This is a genomic window from Kribbella sp. VKM Ac-2571, assembly GCF_004362255.1.
Taxonomy (GTDB): domain Bacteria; phylum Actinomycetota; class Actinomycetes; order Propionibacteriales; family Kribbellaceae; genus Kribbella; species Kribbella pratensis.
The window spans coordinates 294434-315715 of sequence record NZ_SNWS01000006.1 but is presented as its reverse complement, the minus strand read 5'-3'; the positions used below and the strand labels follow the sequence as shown (position 1 = coordinate 315715).

General features: G+C 68.4%; 17 protein-coding genes. 9 read left to right on the top strand and 8 right to left on the bottom strand.

Annotation, left to right across the window (positions count from 1 at the left end):
• Positions 1-11: 11 nt before the first annotated feature.
• Both EV651_RS16185 and EV651_RS16180 read right to left on the bottom strand, forming a co-directional pair.
• Positions 12-1847, bottom strand: a complete 1836-nt coding sequence (locus EV651_RS16185; protein WP_133786005.1) for a serine/threonine-protein kinase — start codon at positions 1845-1847, stop codon at positions 12-14.
• Between the two features lie 65 nt (positions 1848-1912).
• Positions 1913-3910 (bottom strand): sialate O-acetylesterase, encoded by a 1998-nt coding sequence (locus EV651_RS16180; protein WP_133786004.1) that lies wholly within the window; start codon positions 3908-3910, stop codon positions 1913-1915.
• Positions 3911-4086: 176 nt separating this feature from the next.
• On the opposite strand from EV651_RS16180, the gene EV651_RS16175 reads away from it, so the two are divergent.
• Positions 4087-4683 (top strand): DJ-1/PfpI family protein, encoded by a 597-nt coding sequence (locus tag EV651_RS16175; RefSeq protein ID WP_133786003.1) that lies wholly within the window; start codon positions 4087-4089, stop codon positions 4681-4683.
• Here the strand turns inward: EV651_RS16175 and EV651_RS16170 are convergent.
• On the bottom strand, positions 4672-5373 hold the full coding sequence (locus EV651_RS16170) for an SDR family oxidoreductase (RefSeq protein ID WP_133786002.1): 702 nt from the start codon (positions 5371-5373) through the stop codon (positions 4672-4674). The two genes, EV651_RS16175 and EV651_RS16170, sit on opposite strands and share 12 nt — an antisense overlap.
• Positions 5374-5460: 87 nt before the next feature.
• Here EV651_RS16170 and EV651_RS16165 point away from each other — a divergent pair, with 87 nt between their 5' ends.
• From EV651_RS16165 to EV651_RS16155, 3 genes are all read left to right on the top strand, one after another.
• The gene (locus EV651_RS16165; protein ID WP_133786001.1) at positions 5461-6045 is read left to right on the top strand and encodes a TetR/AcrR family transcriptional regulator; all 585 of its coding nucleotides are present in this window, start codon (positions 5461-5463) and stop codon (positions 6043-6045) included.
• Positions 6046-6061: 16 nt separating this feature from the next.
• Positions 6062-6457, top strand: coding sequence for a PPOX class F420-dependent oxidoreductase (locus tag EV651_RS16160; RefSeq protein WP_166658623.1), 396 nt, complete (start codon positions 6062-6064; stop codon positions 6455-6457).
• 159 nt (positions 6458-6616) lie between these two features.
• On the top strand, positions 6617-7804 hold the full coding sequence (locus EV651_RS16155) for an alginate lyase family protein (protein ID WP_133785999.1): 1188 nt from the start codon (positions 6617-6619) through the stop codon (positions 7802-7804).
• Positions 7805-7850: 46 nt separating this feature from the next.
• Here the strand turns inward: EV651_RS16155 and EV651_RS16150 are convergent, their stop codons facing one another.
• Positions 7851-8657 (bottom strand): siderophore-interacting protein, encoded by an 807-nt coding sequence (locus tag EV651_RS16150; protein WP_133785998.1) that lies wholly within the window; start codon positions 8655-8657, stop codon positions 7851-7853.
• Positions 8658-8771: 114 nt separating this feature from the next.
• Here EV651_RS16150 and EV651_RS16145 point away from each other — a divergent pair, with 114 nt between their 5' ends.
• The 3 genes from EV651_RS16145 (at position 8772) to EV651_RS16135 (ending at position 11902) form a co-directional block, all read left to right on the top strand.
• Complete coding sequence (locus tag EV651_RS16145) at positions 8772-9839, top strand: iron ABC transporter permease (RefSeq protein WP_133785997.1); 1068 nt, start codon at positions 8772-8774, stop codon at positions 9837-9839.
• Positions 9840-9954: 115 nt separating this feature from the next.
• Positions 9955-10992, top strand: a complete 1038-nt coding sequence (locus tag EV651_RS16140) for an iron chelate uptake ABC transporter family permease subunit (RefSeq protein ID WP_133785996.1) — start codon at positions 9955-9957, stop codon at positions 10990-10992.
• A gap of 4 nt (positions 10993-10996) precedes the next feature.
• Positions 10997-11902, top strand: coding sequence for an ABC transporter ATP-binding protein (locus EV651_RS16135; protein ID WP_133785995.1), 906 nt, complete (start codon positions 10997-10999; stop codon positions 11900-11902).
• On the opposite strand, the gene EV651_RS16130 is transcribed toward EV651_RS16135, so the two are convergent.
• Positions 11899-12609 (bottom strand): MBL fold metallo-hydrolase, encoded by a 711-nt coding sequence (locus tag EV651_RS16130; protein ID WP_133785994.1) that lies wholly within the window; start codon positions 12607-12609, stop codon positions 11899-11901. The genes EV651_RS16135 and EV651_RS16130 overlap by 4 nt on opposite strands.
• A 63-nt stretch (positions 12610-12672) precedes the next feature.
• Here EV651_RS16130 and EV651_RS16125 point away from each other — a divergent pair, with 63 nt between their 5' ends.
• Positions 12673-13839, top strand: coding sequence for a M48 family metalloprotease (locus EV651_RS16125; protein ID WP_166658622.1), 1167 nt, complete (start codon positions 12673-12675; stop codon positions 13837-13839).
• The gene (locus tag EV651_RS16120; protein WP_133785992.1) at positions 13836-18851 is read left to right on the top strand and encodes an AAA domain-containing protein; all 5016 of its coding nucleotides are present in this window, start codon (positions 13836-13838) and stop codon (positions 18849-18851) included. Before EV651_RS16125 ends, EV651_RS16120 begins: the two co-directional genes overlap by 4 nt.
• Here EV651_RS16120 and EV651_RS16115 read toward each other — a convergent pair.
• The 3 genes from EV651_RS16115 to EV651_RS16105 form a co-directional block, all read right to left on the bottom strand.
• A complete protein-coding gene (locus tag EV651_RS16115) occupies positions 18833-19996 on the bottom strand; it encodes a glycosyltransferase (RefSeq protein WP_238156918.1) in 1164 nt (387 codons plus the stop codon). The two genes, EV651_RS16120 and EV651_RS16115, sit on opposite strands and share 19 nt — an antisense overlap.
• Before the next feature lie 178 nt (positions 19997-20174).
• Complete coding sequence (locus EV651_RS16110; RefSeq protein WP_133785990.1) at positions 20175-20753, bottom strand: hypothetical protein; 579 nt, start codon at positions 20751-20753, stop codon at positions 20175-20177.
• A gap of 126 nt (positions 20754-20879) precedes the next feature.
• Positions 20880-21251 (bottom strand): FKBP-type peptidyl-prolyl cis-trans isomerase, encoded by a 372-nt coding sequence (locus EV651_RS16105; protein ID WP_133785989.1) that lies wholly within the window; start codon positions 21249-21251, stop codon positions 20880-20882.
• Positions 21252-21282: the final 31 nt, after the last annotated feature.

Below are 21282 nucleotides of genomic sequence, written 5' to 3'. Positions count from 1 at the left end.
CCTCCGCCGGATCAGTTGCCGATGATGGGGAGGTCTCGGATGAAGGGCGCGTTGCGTAGGTCGCCGAGCGTCGGGCGGTTGATGTTCGGTGTCTGGATCGGGCTCCGTGCCCAGGCGGCGCCCTCGCCCTGCGTGGCGAGGTAGAACGTCAGGCCGCCGATCGCCAGCAGTACGACGGCCATCAGGCCGGAGAACCAGTGTGCCCGGAAGGTGTTGCGTGCCGCGATGTGCGCACCGCGACGCAGTGAGCTGCCGCCAGGACCCCACCAGCAACAGAACAGGGCGGTCAGTGCCGCCGTACCGAAGCCGACGGCCGACAGCGGCTCCCACTCCAGCCCGTACGTCGAGGCGGCGACGCCGGTGACGATGCCGCCGACAACAACCGCCGTGAGCAGCGGCAGGATCAGGCACGGCAGCGTGATCAGGGCTGCCGTGGCGAGCTGTACCGGGCTGGCGGCCAGCGCGACAACGCCGTCCGACTTCCCGGACCGGCCACGGAGCTGACGGCGCCGCATGAGCGCCGTACTCGAGCGATCGACCGTCCGGGCGAGCACCAGCAGCAGGATGGCCACGACTGTGCCGAAGCCCGGAGTCAGAGCGACCAAGCCGGTGAGCGCGAGCATGCAGCCGACGATGATCGCAGTACGCCGACCAGTCGGTGGAGCTTTAGCCGGTTGGGCCGGCTGGACAGGCACTGGCTGAGCAGGCTGCTGGTAGGGCACCGGCGGACCACTCTGGTACGGCGGCGCACTCTGATAGGGCGCATACGGATCGTAAGGCTGCACCGGAGGTGCCTCAGCCACGGGCTTCTTCGCGGCAGCGTCCCGGATCTTGTCCCGGATCGGAGTGAACGCGGACAGCGGCGGAATGACCGGCGGAACCAGCTGCGCCACCTCGGTCGGTGTCGGGCCCGTCGGCTCCTCGACCGCGGGCTCCTCTGTCGGCATGAGCCGCGTCACCAGCTTGGTCGGCGGTACGGCGGCCACGGTCTGAGCTTCACGTGGCGGGAGCGCGTCGCGACCCTCGGCGTACCGGCTGAGGCCGGTCATGATCTCTTCCTGCGTCGGCCGGTCGGCCTTGTTCGGTGAGAGCGCTGCGGCGAGCAGTGACTTCAGCCGTGGGTCCAGCCCTTCCAGGTCGGCCTGTCCCGAGTGCACCCGGGCCAGCACCGCCTCGAACGGCCCCTTGCCGAACGGCCGGCGTCCGGTCGCGGCGAACGCGGCAGTGGCCGCCCAGCCCCACCAGTCCGCGGACTGCGACACCATCTCGCCCTCGATGAGCTCAGGTGCCAGGTAGCCCGGCGTACCGATCACCAGACCGGTCTGGGTGAGCCGCAGATCGTCGGCGGCCTGGGCGATGCCGAAGTCGATCATCACCGGCTTGCCGTTGCACATCATCACGTTGCCGGGCTTGAGGTCGCGGTGGATCACTCCGGCCGCGTGGATCGCCTGGAGCGACTCGGCGAGGCAGCCGGCCAGTGGGAGCCACTTGCGCGGGGTCAGCGGTCCGCGCTCGTCCACCTGTTCGTCCAGCGGGCGACCGGGAACGAAGCGGGTCACCAGGTACGGCCGCTCACCCTCCAGGTCGTGGTCGAGGATGCCTGCCACGCCAGGGTGGTTCACCTTCTGCAGTGTGGTCGCTTCGCGCTGCAACCGGGCCCGTGCGATCGGGTCGTGCGCCACGTGCGAGCGCAGTACCTTCAGCGCCACCTCTTGGTGTTCGGGTCCCTCGGCCAGGTAAACGACACCCATGCCCCCCTGTCCGAGCCGCCGGATCAGCCGGTACGGCCCGACCCGCTCTTCCACCTCCTCTTCGTGGGTGGAAGGCGTCCCCCCTGTCACTGACATGCCTTCTACGGTACGTCGACACCAGACCAAGGACGGCCGGTGGACCGGCCGCCCTTTCGCTGAGGTCAGCTGATCGGCAGGGTGAAGGTCAGCAGGCCCGTTCCGACGGCGTTCGTGATCCACGGACCCGCACCCAGATGAGCCTGATAGGTGAGGGCAGTCGCTCCGGTTGGCGGAGCGGACAGCTGCAGGACCAGCTTGCCCGGCTGGTACGCGACAGATGTCACTGTGACCGCAGCGCCATCCACTCGGAAGTCAGCAGCAACACCTTCCTCCACGGTGAGCGGATCGGTTGATCGCAGCTGGACGGTGAGCTGTGAGCCACTGGCCGTGACACTGCGCGGGTTCGGCGGAGCGACGCCGGCGGACGGCCCGCCGTACAGGTCGCGGGCCAGTACGGCGTACGTGTGGTCACCCATGTCGCGGTACCCACCGGCGTACGCGTAGTGGCAGCCGTCGTGGCCAGACAGCCCTGTGGTGGACAGCACGGTGACGCCGAGCGTGTCACCCATCTCACGCTGTGCCTCGCGGAGACTCGTGCTGGTCGAGTTCCCGCAGGGCGACGTACGGACTTGGTAGACGTAGTACTTCGGTGTCGTGCCGAAGTCGGAGCGCCAGTCCTGCAGGAGTGACGTGAAGCCGCTGACGTGCACGGCCGCGTTGTCGTTGTCGGACTCGCCCTGGTACCAGAGAACGCCGCGGAGCTGGCCGATGACGCCCGCGGCCGTCAGGCGCTGCCGAAGCCGGCCGTAGTTGGTGGCGATGTCGTCAGGGTTCGCGTCGTTGCGCTGGAAGAAGCTGATCGGCTGGCCGCCGTGCGCGCCGTTGATGAGTGCGATCGGGACCTTGTACTTGTCGACGAGCTGCCTGCCCATCCTGATCGCCCACTGCCCGACCGAGCCGGTCTGCCGGGACACGTCGCCGGTCGCGTAGCCCCACACGCGGTCCGCGGCGGAGATCGCCGGATCGGAGACCGGACTGCCGAAACTGCGCAGGTACGGCGATTCCTCCCCGCTCGCGGCGCCGTTGTACATCGACGCTTCGGCGTTGGACTGCCCTTGGACGACGTACGCATCACCGGACACGATGCCCTCGCGGCGAGCCACTACCCGGCCGAGCGCCCGCACCTCGAACGTGTACTCGTGCAACCCCGCACGGATCCGCGGCGTGAACCGGAACTGCCTCGACGCCGAGGTATAGAGATCCGTCTTGCCGTTGCTGGTCACCGCCAGCTGCACGCTCTTGACCCGTGGATCCGTCATGCGGCCGGCGACGGGCACAGTCGCGCCACCCTTGCTGTCGCGGGGCACCAACTGACGGTCTTGAGGCGACTCGGTCAGTGTGACGATCGAAGTGCGCACGTACGCCGTCAGCCGACGCTGGGTGTACTGCGCTGCGTTGCCGGCGAACGTCCAGTCCGGATCGGCTGTTGGCCTCGCGCCGATGCCGAGCGACAGCAGGCTGGTGTCCGACTGGGTGAAGGTGTTGATCGCGAGCACCGGCTTCGCGGGCACGGTCGACGGCCGCGTCGCCCCGACCTGCGAGACCTGGAACGAGCCGTAGCCGAGGGGCGTGGTCGGGCTGTCGTCGGCGTCGTACGTAGTCGCCGACGCGTTCGCCACTTGGGCACTCGCCGTCTTGGCGTACTGGTTCGGCCACATCTCCAGGTAGCCGGACTGACCCGTGCCTTCGGTCACGCCGGGCACGTTGGACCGCACGTCGAGGTCGCCGACGCGTTGGCGCACGATCTCGCCCGGTCGGGTCGGCAGACCGATCCGCCGGGCGTCGGTGCTGAACGGTTCCATCGCGGTCCACACCCACTGCCCGTCGAGTTCCAGGCAGTAGCCGACTCGGTCGAAGTTGGACCCGATCTCCGCGGTCCGATCGAGGCTGTAGGGCGGGGTGGTGTTCAGGTAGTTGGCTTGTTCGGGCAGATCCAGTTGCAGGACGGGTGTGAAGCCGGCAGCTGCGGCATCACACGCGGTGGCTGCGCTAGCGGGTGTCGGAACGACGACAAGGGATGCGGCGAGAAGAGTCAGGACAACAGCGGCAGGACGTCTCACTGTGGACCTCCGGGGCGGCGGGGGTGTCTTCTCCACATGTAGCGGTCCGATCACCCCGAGTGCGAGCGGCAAGCGCTCAGCGGTGCCAACCGTGCGCCGAGAGGTTGGCCAGAACCTTGCGAACACCGGCCTCGTGGCCACTGGCTCCGCTCCGCGCCCTCCGGTTGGGTTGGGGTATGCGGATCGAGATTCTGGTGTTCGACGGTGTGGACGAGATGGACGTGATGGGCCCGTTCGAGGTGTGGAGTCACGCGTCGCGGCGGCCAGGGTTCGAGATGGCGCTGGTCGGGCTGGACGGGCCGGTCGAGGTGACCGGGCTGCACGGGCTGCAGTTCAAGGCACCTGAGGGTCTCGGGCAGCCGGACGCGCTGTTCGTTCCGGGCGGCGGCTGGATGAATCGCGCCGAGAAGGGCGCGTGGGCCGAGGCGCGTCGGGGCGTGATGCCGGCGCGGATCGCCGAGCTGGCGCCGTCGCTGCAGTGGATCGGTTCGGTCTGCACCGGCTCGATGCTGCTCGCGGAGGCCGGCCTGGTGAAGGGTCGAGCGGCGACGACGAACCGTGGCGCGTGGGCCGAGCTGAAGACGTTCGGTGCCGAGCTGAAGACCAACCGCGTCGTCGACGACGGCACGCTGGTCACCGCGGGCGGCATCACCGCAGGGATCGATCTGGCGCTGTACGTTGTCGAGCGCGAACTACGCGCCGACGTGGCCGACGGGATCGCGGGTGCCATGGAGTACACCCGCGGCCGCGACGTCCACGTGTCAGCCGGCTAGCTCGGGATAGACGGCGGTCAGGTCGAGGGCCGTGGCGGCCTTGGCGCCGCGGGCGGTGTCGTCGGCGAGGACCTCGTACGCGCCGGACTCGATGCCGTCGAGGGCTTGCTTGGCGATGTCCTCGGGGCGGGACTTCGGTGCGGTCACGGCGGTCACCATGTCGGTGTCGACGTACCCCATGTGCAGGCCGGTGACGCCGATGCCGCGGTTCAGCAGCTCGAGCCGGATCGCGTTGGTCTGCAGCCAGAACGCGGCCTTCGTTGCCGAGTAGGCGCCGTGCCGGGCGACCCAGGACAGGGCCGAGTGGGCGTTCAGCACGTGGCCGCCGCCGTTGCGCTCGATGATCGGGACGAACGCCCGGGTGAGCTGGAGCGGGCCGAAGAAGTTCGCCTCGAAGACCGCCCGGACGTCCTCGATCGAGGCGTCGAGGTAAGTGTCCGGAGAGCTCGCGCCGGCGTTGTTGATCAGCACCGTGACGTCCGGCGCGGCTGCGGCCAGCGCGTCGATCGAGGCCTGGTCGGTGACCTCGAGCGGCAGCGGTACGACGCGTGGGTCGGTGCTCGGGCGGGGATCACGGGCGGTCGCGTAGACCTTGGCCGCGCCGCGGGTGAGCAGGTCGTCGACGATCGCCTTGCCGATCCCGCGCTGCCCGCCGGTGACGAGGACAACGGCGCCTTCGAGTGTGGTCATCTGGAACTCCTTGTGGAAACCGATCTGTTTCCAACACCGTAAACCGATCGGTTTCTGATTTCAAATCCAGCCGGTACCCTCGATGACATGAGCACTTCCGCAACACCCCGTGAGCGGCTGCTGGACGCCGCTGGCGAACTCTTCTACCGCGACGGCGTCAACATCGGCGTGGACGCGCTCTGCAAGGCGGCGGGGGTGTCGAAGAAGTCCATGTACCAGCTGTTCCGGTCCAAGGACGAGCTGATCGCGGAGAGCCTGGCCAGCCGCGGTCCGGCGTACCAGACGATCCTGCACCCGGGGGCCGAGGACGACCGCTCGCCGCGGGAGCGGATCCTCACCGTGTTCGACCGGCAGGACGCCATGGTTGCGGCGGGCAACTACCTTGGCTGCCCCTATGTGAGTACGGCGGTGGAGCTGAAGAACCCCGAGCACCCGGGATCCGTGGTGGCGCGGCACTTCAAGCAGCAGCTCACCGACTTCTTCCACCGCGAGCTGGTGAAGGCCGGCGCGGAGGACCCGTCCACGCTGGCCGTCCAGCTCACGATGATCTTCGACGGCGCGGCCGCCCGTGCGGTCGTCCGGGCGCAGCCGCTCGGCGGCATCGGTGCGACCACCGCGGCCGCCCTGCTCGACGCGGCCGGCGTCCAGGCGGGTGAGTTCGCCCTCAGCTGAGCCTATTCTCGCCGTCGTGGAGATTCCTGGCGAGTTTCATGACCTGCTGGCCTCGACGGCGATCGCGCTGGTGGGGACGATCGGCAAGCGCGGCGAGCCGCAGGTGACGCCGCTGTGGTTCCTGTGGGACGGCGAGCGGGTCCGCATCAGCCTGGTGGACGGACGGCAGAAGCTGCGCAACCTGCGGCGGAATCCGGCGATCTCGCTGGTGGTCGTCGATCCGGTACGGCCGACGTACTACATCGAACTGCGCGGACGGATCGACGAGCTGATCGCCGATCCGGAGCTCGCGCTGGAGCAGGCGATCGCGCGGAAGTACACCGGCAGCTGGTCGGACGTCGAGCCGCCGGGTACGACGCGGTTCGCGACCAGCGTGATCGTCGACCGCATCACCAGCCAACTCGGTCACTAGTGGGACGGGAACGCCTTTTGTTCCATGGGAAATGGGACAGAAGAGCGTTGTGTTCCAGGGAAGTTCCGGTACCGGCGAGGTCTTGACCATGGTCCTCGGGCGTCGTGAAACTGCGGTGGAAACCGCTGTCCTACCGCCCCCGAAGACAGGACACCGCCCATGCGAAAGATGCCCTTCGTCCTGGCCGCCGCCTGCGCCGCGCTGGTCGCCGGGACCCTCAGCGGTCCGGCGGCCGCCTCGCCGCAATCCGTCGACGCGCCCGCGACGTTCACCCATCCCGGAGTCGGGTCGAGTCAGGCTCAGCTCGACTTCGTCCGGGCCAAGGTGCAGGCCGGCGCACAGCCGTGGACCGACGCCTTCAATCAGGCCAAGAACAGTGCGTACGCGTCCTTGTCCCGTACGCCGAAACCACGCGCGGTCGTGGGGTGCGGTCCGTACTCGAACCCGAACTACGGCTGCACCGACGAACGTGAGGACGCCATCGCGGCGTACACCGACGCACTGCTCTGGTACCTCACCCGCGACGACCGGTATGCGCAGAAGTCGATCCAGCTGATGGATGCGTGGTCCGCGACCGTCCAGGACCACACGAACAGCAACGCGCCTCTGCAGACCGCGTGGTCCGCGTCCTCGTGGCCGAAGGCCGCGGAGATCATCAAGCACGTGTACGGCAACTGGCCGAACTCCGGCCGCTTCGCCACCATGCTCCGCAACGTCTACGTCCCCGAGATCATCAACGGCTCGAACTCCAACGGGAACTGGGAGTTGAGCATGATCGAGGCGCTGCAGGGCATCGGGGTGTTCCTCGAGGACAAGGCCATCTACGACAAGGCGATCGCCCTCTACCGACTGCGCGTACCGGCGTACGTGTATCTGGAGTCCGATGGCGCACTGCCGAAGACCGTGCCGAGCCAGAACCTCAACACCCGCGACAAGATCGTCAGCTACTGGCAGGGCCAGGGGACGTTCGTGACAGGCTTGACTCAGGAGACCTGCCGCGACTTCACCCACACCGGCTACGGCATCTCGTCGATCTCACACGTGCTGGAGACGGCACGGATCCAGGGCATCGACATGTACCCCGAGTTCGGTGAGCGGCTCCGTCAGGCGCTCGGCTTCCAGTCGAAGTGGGAGCGCAACCTGGAGCCGGTGCCCTCGTGGCTCTGCAAGGGCACGCTCAACCGCGGGCTCGGACCGATCACCGAGGTCGGCTACAACGCGCTCCACACCCGCCTCGGGATCGCGATGACGAACACCCAGGCGCTGACCGAGTCACGCCGGCCGGCGGGCTCCAACAACCTGTTCGTCGCGTGGGAGACACTGACCCACGCGGAGAACCCGTCCTAGGAGAGCTTCCGGGAGGGCCGGAACTCTGCCCTCCGGCTCTCCCGGATCAGCAGTGCGCCTCGCCGCGCTTCCAGTAGCCCTGGAACGAGATCGCCGACTTCGGCATCCCGACGGCGTTCACGAGGTGGCGACGTACCTCTTTGATCATCGACGACTCGCCCGCGACCCACGCGTAGTCAGGGTCGAACGGCAGCGCCCCTGACTTCACCGCGTCCACCAACGAGCCGTCCGTCACCCACGTGACGTCAGCCGAGCCGGCCAGCGGCCGCACGTCAGCAGCATCCGGTACGGCGATGAACACCGCGGCCTGTACTGCGGCCGGCAGCTCCTCCAGGATCCCGGCCAACGCAGGCAACGCCGTCTCGTCCGCTACGAGGATCCGGCGCACGCTGGTCGCCGGCGGGACGTAGTCGACGCCAGAATGCAGCAGGCCCTTGGTGCTGGTGGTGTCGACCGCGAACGGCAGCAGCAGGCCCACCTGGTCGCCCAGCTGGGCTTCGCTCACCCAGGCCGACGCAGGTCCGTTTACTCCGTGCAGGACGAACTCGACGTCCAGCTCGGCCACCTCAGGCCGGAGCGCTCGCACGGTGTAGGTCCGCATGATGAAGCGCTCTTCTTCCGGCTGGGCGCACCACTCGGTGTACCACTCGGGTCCGGAGGGCAGCTTGATCGCACTGCCGTTGGGTGGAGTGAGCAGGACCTTGATGCGCTGGTCCGGGCCGGCGGTCACCGCTTCCGCGATCCGCGGTGCGACGAACGTCACGCGGCGCAGGTGCGGGCTCAGGTCCTCGACGGCCGCCACGGTGGCCAGGAGCGAGTCGAACACGATCGGTCGCTCGAGCACAGTCGTCATCCTGTGGTTCTCCGTAAACTCTGGCAGGGGAGGCTCGGGTGCGGACCCGAGGACGGCCGGGTTATTCTGAGGTGTCTAGAGGTTAGCCTTACCTAAGAGGATCCCGAAAGTCCAATGCCCCCGCCCACCGCCACGGCCGACGCCGGCCCGGACATCGTCGCGCCCTCGCGTCCACGCCGGGCCCGGCGGACCACGCTGATCCTCGGGCTGGTCGGGTGCGTCGCCCTCCTGGTCCTCGTGTCGCTGCTCAGCATCGCGATCGGGTCCAAGCAGATCCCGTTGTCCACGGTGATCGATGCCCTGCGCCACTACAACGAGTCCGACACCGATCACGTGATCGTCCGGTCGCTGCGCGTGCCGCGGACGCTGATCGGTCTGATGGTCGGCGCCGCGCTCGGGCTGTCCGGGGCCTTGATGCAGGGCGTGACCCGGAACCCGCTGGCCGATCCGGGCATCCTCGGGGTGAACGGCGGCGCCGCGTTGTTCGTTGTCGGGGGCATCTACTGGTTCGGGTTGTCGTCGTTGACGTCGTACGTCTGGCTGGCCTTTCTCGGCGCGGCGGCGGCGTCGGTCGCGGTCTACCTGCTCGGTTCGATGGGACGCGAGGGTGCGACGCCGGTGAAGCTCGCGCTCGCCGGTGCGGCGTTGACCGCGATGCTCGGGTCGCTGACGACCGCGTTGCTGATCGGGGACGTCGACACCTTCGACCAGTTCCGGTTCTGGTCGGTGGGATCGTTCGCCGGCCGCGGCCCCGACATCGCGAAACAGGTGGCGCCGTTCATCCTGGTCGGGATCGTGCTGGCCCTGTTCTGCGGGCGGGTGCTGAATGCGTTGTCGCTGGGGGATGACGTGGCCAAGTCACTCGGTCAGCGGGTGGGGCTCGCCCGCGCCTTCGTCGCGGTGGTCGTCGTACTGCTCTGTGGTGCGGCGACCGCGGCAGCCGGGCCGATCGGGTTCATCGGGTTGACCATCCCGCACGTGGCGCGGTTGGTGACCGGACCGGACTATCGGTGGATCCTGCCGTACTCGATGCTGCTCGCGCCGATCCTCCTGCTCGGCTCCGACGTGATCGGCCGCATCGTCGCGTTGCCCGGCGAACTGCAGGTCGGCATCGTGACCGCGATCCTGGGCGCTCCATTCTTCATAGTCCTGGTACGTCGGCGGAAGCTGGCCGACCTGTGACGGTACTGATGCCGCGACTCCGTCGCGGCGGGTCATGGGGCTTTAACTCCCGTCCTTCCCTCGTCGCTCCGGTCGCTTCGCTCCCTCCGCTCCTCAGTCCAGGACGGGAGGCCCCATGACCGCTGAAGCAGTCCACGTCATCGCGCGGGCACGCGCGGCGCGGCAGACTCGTTCGCTGATCGTCATCGTCGTGCTCACGGTCGTGGTGTTCGCGATCTTCTGCGTGTCGTTGTCGCTGGGGGACTTCAAGATCCCGGTGGTCGACGTGGTGAAGACCCTGTTCGGCGGCGGCGATCGGGCGACCGAGTTCATCGTCAACCGGCTGCGGTTGCCCAGGGCACTGACCGGCCTGCTCGTCGGTACGGCGCTGGGCTTGTCGGGGGCGATCTTCCAGAGCATCGCCCGCAATCCGTTGGCGAGCCCGGACATCATCGGCGTGACGTACGGCGCGAGCGCGTTCGCCGTGTTCGCGATCGTCACCCTCGGGCTGACCGGGGTCACGGTGTCGGCGTTCGCGATCGCCGGAGCGGTGCTGACCGCATTCATCATGTACGTGCTGGCATGGCGGCACGGGGTGTCGAGTTACCGGCTGATCCTGATCGGGATCGGCATCGGCGCGATCGCCACCAGCATCACGTCGTACCTGCTGACGAAGGCTCGGGTGGAGATCGCGCAGCAGGCGCTGATCTGGCTGACCGGGAGTCTGAACGGACGGGACTGGTCCAACGTACGGTCGCTGGCGATCACGTTCGTCGTCCTGCTGCCGGTGATGGCGTTCCTGGTGCGGCAGTTGCGGATCCTGCAGCTCGGCGACGAGACGGCGTACGGGCTGGGGTTGCGGGTCGAGGTGGCGCGGCTCGGGCTGATCGTGGTCGCCGTACTGCTGGCCGCGGTGGCGACGGCGGCGGCCGGGCCGATCGGGTTCGTGGCGTTCGTCGCGCCGCCGATCGCGCGCCGGCTGACCCGGTCGCCGGGGCCGGCGATGATCACGTCCGGCCTGCTCGGGGCGCTCGTGGTCGGGCTGTCGGACCTGATGGCGCAGCACGCCTTCGGAGAGACGCAGTTGCCGGTCGGAGTGGTGACCGGCGTGGTCGGAGCGCCGTACCTGATGTTCCTGCTGGCGCGGGCCAATCGTGTCGGGAGTGGTGGCTGAAAAGATGGAGATCCCTGTGGAGCCCGTGACACAGCACAGCTTGGCAGCCGACGGTCTCGCGGTCGGGTACGACCAGCGGGAGATCATCCACGACCTGTCGGTGCGGATCCCGACCGGGAAGATCACTGTCATCGTCGGCGCCAACGCCTGCGGCAAGTCGACACTGCTGAAGGCGCTGGCACGGTTGCTGAAGCCGTCGCGCGGCACGGTGCTGCTGGACGGGAAGAGCATCCAGCAGATCCCGACGCGGGAGGTGGCGACCAAGCTCGGCCTGCTGCCGCAGTCGCCGACCGCGCCGGAAGGGATCACGGTCGCGGACCTCGTCGGGCGCGGACGGTACCCGCGGACGCGGTGGATCCGGCAGTGGTCGCGTTCCGATGACGAGACGGTCGCGGAGGCGATGACGTCGACCGATGTGCTGTCGATCGCGGACCGGCCGATCGACGAGCTGTCCGGCGGTCAGCGGCAGCGGGTGTGGATCGCGATGGCGCTGGCGCAGGAGACCGACATCCTGCTGCTGGACGAGCCGACGACGTTCCTCGACCTGACGCACCAGTTCGAGGTGCTCGACCTGCTGGTCGACCTGAACAGGTCGGAGGACCGGACGATCGTGCTGGTGCTGCACGACCTCAACCAGGCCTGCCGGTTCGGCGACCACCTGATCGCGATGAAGGACGGTGCGATCGTTGCCGAGGGCAACCCGTCGCAGGTGATCACCGAGGACGTGGTCCAGGACGTCTTCGGCCTCGCGGTCAAGGTCGTCCCCGACCCGGTCGCCGGCACGCCGATGGTGGTCCCGATCGGCCGCCACACGCCGGCGCAGGACACGCCGACCACGACCAGCCCCGTGGCTGCAGCTCTGGCCGCCAGTGCGGCGGCCAACGGGGTCTGCCGTCCATCAGACCGCTAGAGCCGCAGGCCGTCGTACGCGACGGCCCAGTCATCCAGGTCTGCTGCCAGCGCAGTTGGTGACAGGTGGGTCAGCACCAGTTGCCGACTGGTGAATCTGTCGCGTTGCTGACTAAGTGTGGTCAGGTCGAGGTGCCAGCGGATCGGTGTGGGGCTGTAGCCCTCGCAAAGGAAGAGGTCGACGTCGTCCGCCGCTTCCAGGAGCGCGTCGGTCCACTCGGTGTCACCTGAGTAGGCGATCGAGCGGTCCGGCGTCTGGAGCCGCACGGCGTACGCCGGAGCGCCCGACGCGTGTCTTACCTCGTACGGCGTGACAGTCAGGTCACCGAGCTGTTGTGGTCGACGATCGGTGTGTTCGAGAACGTGGACGTCGAAGCGGCGGCGTACGTCGGACGAGCCCGGGTAGAGCGTGTCCATGGCGGCGGTCAGACGGGCCTGGGTGCCGGGTGGGCCGACGACGGTCAGGTCCTCGGTTCGGCGGCGGAACTGGCCATCGAGGATCAGGAACGGCAGGCCGCCGAAGTGATCGCCGTGCAGGTGGGTGATCACGATCGTGCGGATCTCGTTCGGATCCAGGGACTGCTGACGGAGCGCGGTCAGGCTGGTCGCGCCGCAGTCGACGAGCGTCTGGGTACCGACCGCGATACAGGTCTGGAAACGCCCGCCCGATCCGAACGCGTCCCCACTGCCGACGACTGTCACGTCCACTTGTCCACAGTCTCAGAGATTGGGGGTCTGTTTTCGTCGGTGGGGGTGGTTATGGTTGCGGGCATGTTGTCAGCGCTCGGGTATCACCGGTCCGTCCTGGCGGTCGTCCGCCAGGTGGACGAGCGTGCCTGGGCGGCGTTGCACGGTGGGCCCGAAGGATCCCTCGACGAGCTTTTGCTGCGGAATGCGTACCGCTTGGAGGCCGACGCACATCCGGATGTCTTCCGGGCCGGAGAGCGCGCGGCTCGGGCGTTGGGACTGGACGAGGGCGTCGACTTCTACCAGGTGAACGGCGAGCCGAATGCGGCGTACCTGCACCAGGCCGGCAGGGCGGCGATCGTCTTTCAAGGGGCGTTGCTCGACCGGCTGGACGAGGACGAGTTGACGGCGGTCATCGGGCACGAGTTGGCACATCGGCTGTTGTGGCAGGCCGAGGACGGTGGGTACCTCGCTGTCGATCGGCTGCTCGACGCGGCGGCAGGTGACGCTCGGACGCCGTCGCAGTACCTCGAGACGCATCGGCGCTGGTCGCTGGCGACGGAGCTGTTCGCGGACCGGGGAGCGCTGACGGCGTGCGGCGATCTGAGTACGGCGATCCGCGCGTTGCTGAAGCTGGAGACGGGCCTGAGTACGGCGGATCCCGCGGCGTACCTGCGGCAGGCGGAGTCGCTGGATCTCCGCTCCGGCAGCCGAGGGACGTCGCACCCGGAGGCCGTCGGACGAGCGTGGGCGTTGAAGAACTGGCTCGACGGCGAGGACGTCGAGGTCCTGGTGACCGGTCCGCTCGACGTCGACGCGCCGGACCTGCTCGACGCCGTGTTGTTGCGCGAGTTGAGTCGGGACTTCGCCGCGGCGATCGCGCATACGGATGGCCTGCGGACCGATGCGATCGCCACAGCGGCCGCTGGCTTCGCGGATCCGCCTGGACCTCTCGGGGTGCCTGGTGGAGCGGTGCGCTTCGACGAGCCATTGGCGGTGCGACCGGTTGACGGGGCGCCACTGCCGCGACCACGCCCGTTGACGGCGGCCACGAAACGCTATCTGTGTTACCTGCTGCTCGATCTCGCCACGGCTGATCCCGAGGTCGGCGATGCCGGGTTGATCGCGTCACTGGCTGTTGCGCGACGGTGCGGATTGCCGGGGTACGTCGACGTCGCGGACGACGAGCTGGGGTGGAGCGACAAAGAACGCGCACGCTTCGTGCAGGCCGCCGCGGAGGTGGTCGGATGAGCGCTGAGGATCTCGTCGCGTTGGCTGTCTCGCAGGGCGGTCTGGGCAACGACGCGTTGCTGGCGGCGGTGCTCCCGCTGTTCCACGAGACGGCGGCGGTGCACGAGCGTGGGCTGGTCGCGCCGTTGCGCGGTCTGGACCGGATCGTCGTCGACGAGCAGAACCGGCTGGGATTCGCGCCGGAGGACGCGGGCCGGCCGACTCTGGCCACTCGAGAGATCGATACCCGGCAGGGGAAACGTCCTTCTGCTCTTGAGGTTGTGGCACATCGGCAGGCCGACCTCGATCTGGGGGAGAGCGGCGGCCAGGAGACCACCGTCGTACCCGAGCCGGTTCCGGATGCGATCACGGCACCGACGCTGGTGGCCGGCTGGCAGAGCTGGGAGCACGTGGTCGGGCACCACGATCAGCTCACCGACATCTTCAGTCTGGGGCAGTTGCTGCTCGCGCTCGGCTGCGGTCTCGACCTGTCCAGGACCTCGGATGTCGCGTCCCTGATAGATGCCCGAGGCAACTTGTACCGGCTGGATCCGGAGCTGCACCCGGTGATCGTCTCGGTTGCCGCGCAGATGGTCGAGCCCGACCGGCACCGGCGCGCGCAGGACCTGCATTCGCTGATCGAACAACTGGAGAACTACCGCGACCAGCCGCTCGACTTCGACGTCGAGGCGATCGTCCAAGGCGCCGCGGACCGGCGTACGGCGGTGCTCGGCGCGCTCCGCGACCGGCTCTTCGACCTCTCCCGGCGGAACCGGCTGATCAACTTCCGCCCCACCGCGCAGACGCTGAACCTCACCGAGGTCTCGGTGCCGCTGATGCTCGACGTACGGACGATTCGTTCGGAGCAGCTGTTCACCTGGCGCGACGACATCGCGGAACACCTGCTGAAGAAGGCCCAGCCGCTCGGCAAGTGGATCCGGTACGACGAGGCGCCGTACGCCGCGAACACGCTGGACAAGCTGATCTCCACGGCGCGCCGGGACCGCGCCGACTACGGGCAGGACCAGCTGCGGCTGGTGCCGGCGTTCTTGCGTTGGCACGACCTGAAGAACGACAGGGACACGCGGCTGGCGTCGCCGTTGGTGCTGGCGAAGGTTGAGCTGACTCGTAAGCGTGGTGTGCGCGACTCCTATACGTTGCGAGTTACTGATCCGATCGCCGAGGTGAATCCGACGCTGCGGCACAGTCTGCGGCAGCTGTACGGGATCTCACTGCCGGAGAATGTCGACTTGTCGGCTCCCGGTGCGCTGCGGGAGTTGCACGAGCGGCTGGCGAAGGAGATCCAGGCGACCGAGCCCGGGCTGCAGCTGCATCTGCGCGAGAAGCCGCGGATCGATCTGGTGCGGCAGCGGGCGATGACGCGGTTGCGGACGTACAACCGGCGGCGGCACGGGAACGTGGCGACCGGGTTCGGCGGGAAGCAGTACCCGTACTCCTACCGGCGTACGGACTATCAGCCGCTCGGGGTGCAGATCTTCCGGGCCCAGATCGCGCAGCAGTCGCTGCCGCTCGGGATCGCGCTCGGCGCGGAGCCGCGGCGGCCGGGGGCGCTCGAGACCGACGTGTACTCGCTCGACACGGAGGGCGGGCCGTACTCGTGGGATGTCGATCTCTGCGCGGTGTCGCTGGCGAACTTCAACTACCGGACGCTGGGGCTGGTTCGCGACTACGACGAGCTGCTGACGACCGGGGAGTCCGCAGCGTCGTTCGACCAGCTGTTCTCGGATCGGCCCCGACCAGTGGGGAGCGCGCTGCCGGAGCTGCCTCCTGCCGACCGGCATCTCGTCGTACCTGCCGATGGCTCGCAGGTGGCGGCGATCGCGCGGGCGCGACGGGGCGAGAGCTTCGTGATCCAGGGGCCGCCGGGGACGGGGAAGTCGCAGACGATCACCAACCTGATCGCGGACTTCGTCGCACGCGGGAAACGGGTGCTGTTCGTCTGCCAGAAGCGGGCGGCGCTGGACGTCGTCCATGCGCGGTTGGCGAGTCGGCGCCTGGACGGGCTGTGTGCGCTGATCCACGACTCGCAGGGCGACAAGAAGGCGTTCATCCACGGTCTGCGGGAGACCTACGAATCCTGGCTGTCCGGTGAGGACGACCTGGACGCGTTGACTGAGCGGCGTGCTGAGCTGGTCGCGCGCGTCGATCGCCTGCTGGCCACTGTGGATGCCTTCGAGAAACAGTTGGCGACCGGCAGTCCACGCCTTCGTGACCTCGTCAACCGCCTCGCCGCGCTGCAGGATCACGCGTGGAACCCGCCCGAGGGATCCGAGCTGCCTGCTGTGGAAGAGTGGTTTGCGGCCGAGGGAGCTGTGCGGGAGGTCGCTCAAACGCTGGCGGCGGCCGACCCTTCGACCGGTGGGGTGTTGGCGCGGAGTCCGCTCGCCTTCCTTGCGCGGTGGGACTCCGACGTGACTGAGGCGGCCAGGGAGCTCCGTGCGAAGTGGGATGCGGTCGCAGCCGCTCTGGTGGACGTGCCGCTAGGCGAGTCCACGAGGCCGGAGACCGCGGTCGAGCATGCGACCGTGCGGGACGTTCGGGCACTGGCTCGGTTGGGGCGGTTGGTCGAGCCGTTGGCCGCGCTGGACCAGGTGGAGGCGATCGTTCCGCGGTCGGCGACGGCTCGCGAGCTGTCGGCAGCCGGCGCGGAGCGCAAGCAGCTCGTCGCCGCCCAGCGGGCCGCGTGGAAGGAGGCCGCGGGCTGGCAGGAGCCGCTCGCACCGGCCGACGCACGATCCGCGTTGAAGGTTGCCCAGAGCAAGGAAGGTGGCGTGTTCTCGTTCCTCAGCGGCGACTGGCGCCGCGTGAAGAACCTTGTCCGCAGCCGCTTCGACAGTACGGCGCGCTCCGTGCAACCGTCCGTCACCGAGATCCTCACCGACCTGGTCGCCGCCCAATCAGCCTCGGCCGCCGTCGCGGAACACACCGAGCAGACCCGCCACGACTGGGCGGCCGACGACCCGCGCGAGCTGATCGACCAACTCGCCGCCGCCCGCAAGAGCATCCCCGACTGGCGTTTCGTCCTCGACGACGGCGCCCCGGCCGAGCTCGCGCGCTTGGCGGATGCTCTCGACGACGCGTCGGAAGTCACCAGCGACCTTTTGGCCGATCACTGGGACACGTTGACAGTCGACGGTCTCAGCGACCTCGCCGACCGGCTGGCGTCCCAGGGCCCCGTCGTACGTGCTGTCGGCCCCAACCTTCGGGAGCTGCCGCCTTCGGCGCTCACCGCTCTCCGCCGGCTGGATGCGACGCCCGACCAGCTCGAGTACGCCGTGTGTGCCGCGGAGTGGGATCGCGCCCGCTCGGCTGCCCCGTTGCAGCTGTCCTCGGACCGCGTCGACGCGATCGTCGGCGAGCTGAGCATGGTGTACGACGACCTCACCGCGCTCAACGCAGAGGTCGTCGTCGCCCAGGTCCGGCGCCGGTTCCTCGCCGAGGTCGATCACTCCGAGCGCAGCGTGACCGGCATGTCGCCGGAGGACCGCGAACGCAAGAAGACGTTCGCGACCGGGCGGCGCGAGCTGGAACACGAGTTCGGCAAGGTGATGCGGTACCGGTCGATCCGCGACGTCGCGTCCGGTGCCCCCGGCGCGGTGGTGTCCGTTCTGCGGCCGGTGTGGTTGATGAGTCCGTCCTCGGTGTCCGACACGTTGCCGTTGACCACTTCGTTCGACGTCGTGGTGTACGACGAGGCGAGTCAGATCCCTGTCGAGGAGGCGATCCCGGCACTGCACCGTGCGCCGCAGTTGATCGTCGTCGGCGATCAGATGCAGCTGCCACCGACGACGTACTTCCGGGTGCGGAGCGAAACCGATGATCTCCAGGCGGACGACGAGGCCGCCGAACAGGTCGGGATCGCGTTGACCGAGGACAGCTTCCTGTCGATCAGTGCGTTGCGGCTCGCGTCGACAATGCTGACCTGGCATTACCGGAGTCGCTCGGAGGCGTTGATCTCGTTCAGCAATGCGGCGTTCTACCAGGGCAAGCTGGCCACGGTTCCCGATCGGTTGCCGCCGAACACCGCGCCCCCGTGGACACTGCGGGCCGACTCACCGGTGTCCGAGGTGTGCGACAGCGTGCTGGCCGGGAGCATCACAGCGGTCCGGCTCGTCGACGGGGTGTACGTCCGGCGTACCAATCCGGCCGAGGCGCGGTGGATTGCTTCGCTGGTGCAGGAGTTGCTGACGCGGGGGACTGGTAAGAGTCTCGGGATCGTCGCGTTCTCCGAGGCGCAGCAGGGCGAGATCGAGCGGGCGCTGGACGAGCTCGCCGAGCGTGATCCGTCGTTCGCCGCGCTGTACGAGGCGGAGCAGGTGCGGACGCACGGCGAACAGGACGCTGGGTTGTTCGTGAAGAACCTTGAGAACGTGCAGGGCGACGAGCGCGACATCATCCTGATGAGCGTCTGCTACGCCGCCGGACCCGACGGCCGGATGCTGATGAACTTCGGGCCGATCAACACGTCGGGCGGCGAGAAGCGGCTGAACGTGATTTTCAGCCGAGCGCGCGAACACATGGTCATCGTGAGCAGCATCGAGCCCGACGCGATCACCAACAGCTACAACGACGGCGCGAACACGCTGCGCCGATTCCTCGGGTACGCCGCTGCCGTGTCCCGAGGAGATCAGGTTGCCGCCAAGTCCGCGCTCGCGTCGTACAACCTGAGGACCACGCGCGCGGCCGGCACGCGCCCTACTCCGGTCGTCGAACAACTCGCCGCCGCTTTGGAGGCTCGCGGCGTCGAAGTCGATCTCGCGGTCGGCGAGTCGGTGTTCCGATGTGACCTCGCGTTGAAGGTCCCCGGGGACACCGGGTATCGCCTCGCGGTCCTGGTGGACACGCCCGACCGAGTCGCGGCCGACACCCTCCTGGAACGGCTGACCACCCATCCCACCGCCTTGAGCACCACAGGCTGGCGGGTCCACCACGTCCTGACCACGGACTGGACCCGCTCGCCGGAGACCGTCGTTTCACAGCTTGTCGACGCCCTTCACCGCCCGGTCGACTGACCTCGTGCCGCGCCGTCGAGCAGGAGTTTGGCGGCCACCGTCGCGCCGTCGACCTTGACCGCGTCGCGCACCTTCGCGGCTTGGTCCCGCGTCTGTGGAGCCAGGGCTGTAGCGAGCGCGGCGGACAGTGAGCCGACGGTCGGCACCGAGCCCTCGTGTGCGGCGCCGATGCCCAACGCGGTGACCCGGGACGCCCAGTACGGCTGGTCCGCGATCAGCGGTACGACGAGCTGTGGCGCCCCGGCTCGCGCGGCCGTGGTCGTCGTACCTGCGCCGCCGTGGTGCACGACGGCCGCGACCCTCGGGAACAGCGCCTGCTGGTTGACCTCGCCGACAGTGAAGCAGTCCTCGCCGTCGCCGGCGAGGTCGCCCCAGCCGCGGCTGAGCAGTACGCGGCGCCCGTGTGCGCGGCACGCCTCGGTGGCCGTCTGGGCGATGTCCTTCGGCGCATGGGCGGCCATACTGCCGAACCCGACGTACACCGGCGGCTCGCCGGCCTCGAGGAACGCCTGCAGTTCGTCCGGGAGCGGACGGTCGTCAGGCAGGATCCACGCGCCGGTCTGTACGACGTCGAGATCCGTCATGCCCTTCGACGGGCACAGCGTCGGATCCGCCGCGAGCCAGGGGTGATCGGTGAACACGTAGTCGCGGACGTTCTCGACCGGCGGCAGTCCGATCGCGGCCCGCCGGCTGTTCAGCGCCGACCCGTACAACTCGTTCACCCGCTGGGCATCGTGCTGCCACAGCACGCGCCGATCGGTCTCGTCGACCGGCGACGGCGTACCCGGTCGTGCCCCGGGCGAGAAGTGCTGCGACGGAATTCCGCCCAGGTGAAAGGCCGCGAGCACGTAGCCGATGCCGAGCTTGTCGGCGACGTCCCGTGCACCAGCCGGCATCAGACCGGTCGCCACGATCGCTTCACATCCTGGCGCAACCGCAGAGAGCGTCTCGAATCGTGCGGCGACGAGCCGTGGTGCCAGCGCGAACGCAGGATGACCCGTTGCGGGTTTCGGCGCCGTCACCACCGACCGCACCGATGGGCCGAGCGGCACCATCGGCACACCGGCGCGCTCCAGCAGGGCCTCGAAATCCTCGTCAGGCGGCGCGCAGACCGTTGCCTCGGCGCCGAGTTCCTGTAATGCCACTGCAAGGCCCGCCAACGGCTCGACATCTCCGCGCGATCCCCAGCTTGCCAACACAAAACGCACTGAACATTCTCCGTTCCCCGGGCTCTGCTGAGCCGACGAACCCGCCATTCTTCGGCACGAACCGGGGCTTGCGGCAAGTCCCCCCACCCGCTATACGTTGGAACTAGAGGGGGTTTCACGCAGCCGGTGTTCGACGTGCCCGGCTCACAATCAGGCCGGCGAGCAGCGCGCCGAGTGTGCCGAGGGCCAGGTCGCCCAAGGTGTCGGTGTAGGCGGTCTGCAGTTCGGGCGATGTGCGGACGAAGGTGACGTATTCACCGACCTCCCATATGACAGCGGCGGTCGTTCCGAAACCAAGGGCGACGAACGTGGTGACGGCGCTCGATAGATCGCGGGGCGCGAACGCCAGCAGGACGCCGGCGGTGAGGAACGCCCACAGGACGAAGTGCATCGCGTCGTCCCACCAGTTGACCGTGTCGAACAGGTCGAGCCGGTTGCCGACCAGGTCGATCAACCAGGGCAGTGTCATCAGCAGATCCGCCGCCCACGGGAACGTGCGGTGCAGTTTGCTCCGCGTTCGTCCGTAGGCCCACCACCACAGCGGCAGGATCATCCCGCCGAGCGGGTACACGATCAGGCGAGCGGTCGACGCCTTCCCCTTGATCCCGCTGAGGTCCGGCCAGATCAGTGCCGACAGCAACAACCCGACCAGCAGCACCTTCGCAAGCAGAGCGCCGTACCGTGTCAATCTCATAGCACCAGTCAACCGGTCAGCCGCGTACGGCGGATGAGTACATCTACCCGAGAAATGAATCAGCCGGCGGTGATCAGGAGTTCCTGGTCGCCGCCGGCTGCTGTTTCCGGTGTGCTGCGTGGGTCGTCAGCTGACGCTGATCAGGTCGACGACGAAGATCAGGGTCTCGCCGGGCTTGATCGCGCCGCCGGCGCCGCGGTCGCCGTACCCGAGGTGCGGCGGGATGACGAGCTTGCGCCGGCCGCCGACCTTCATGCCCTGGACGCCGGTGTCCCAGCCCTGGATGACCTGGCCCACGCCGAGCTGGAACGCCAGCGGGGCGCCGCGGTTGTACGACGCGTCGAACTCCTCGCCGGTGGAGTGGGCAACGCCCACGTAGTGCACGTTCACCCGCGAACCGGCCTTGGCCTCGTCGCCCTCGCCCACGGTGATGTCGGTGATCTCGAGATCCGCCGGCGGCGGCCCGTCCGGAAAGTCGATCTCTGGCTTCTCAGTCATGCCACCAGCTAACCAGATTGCCCTAGGGGAT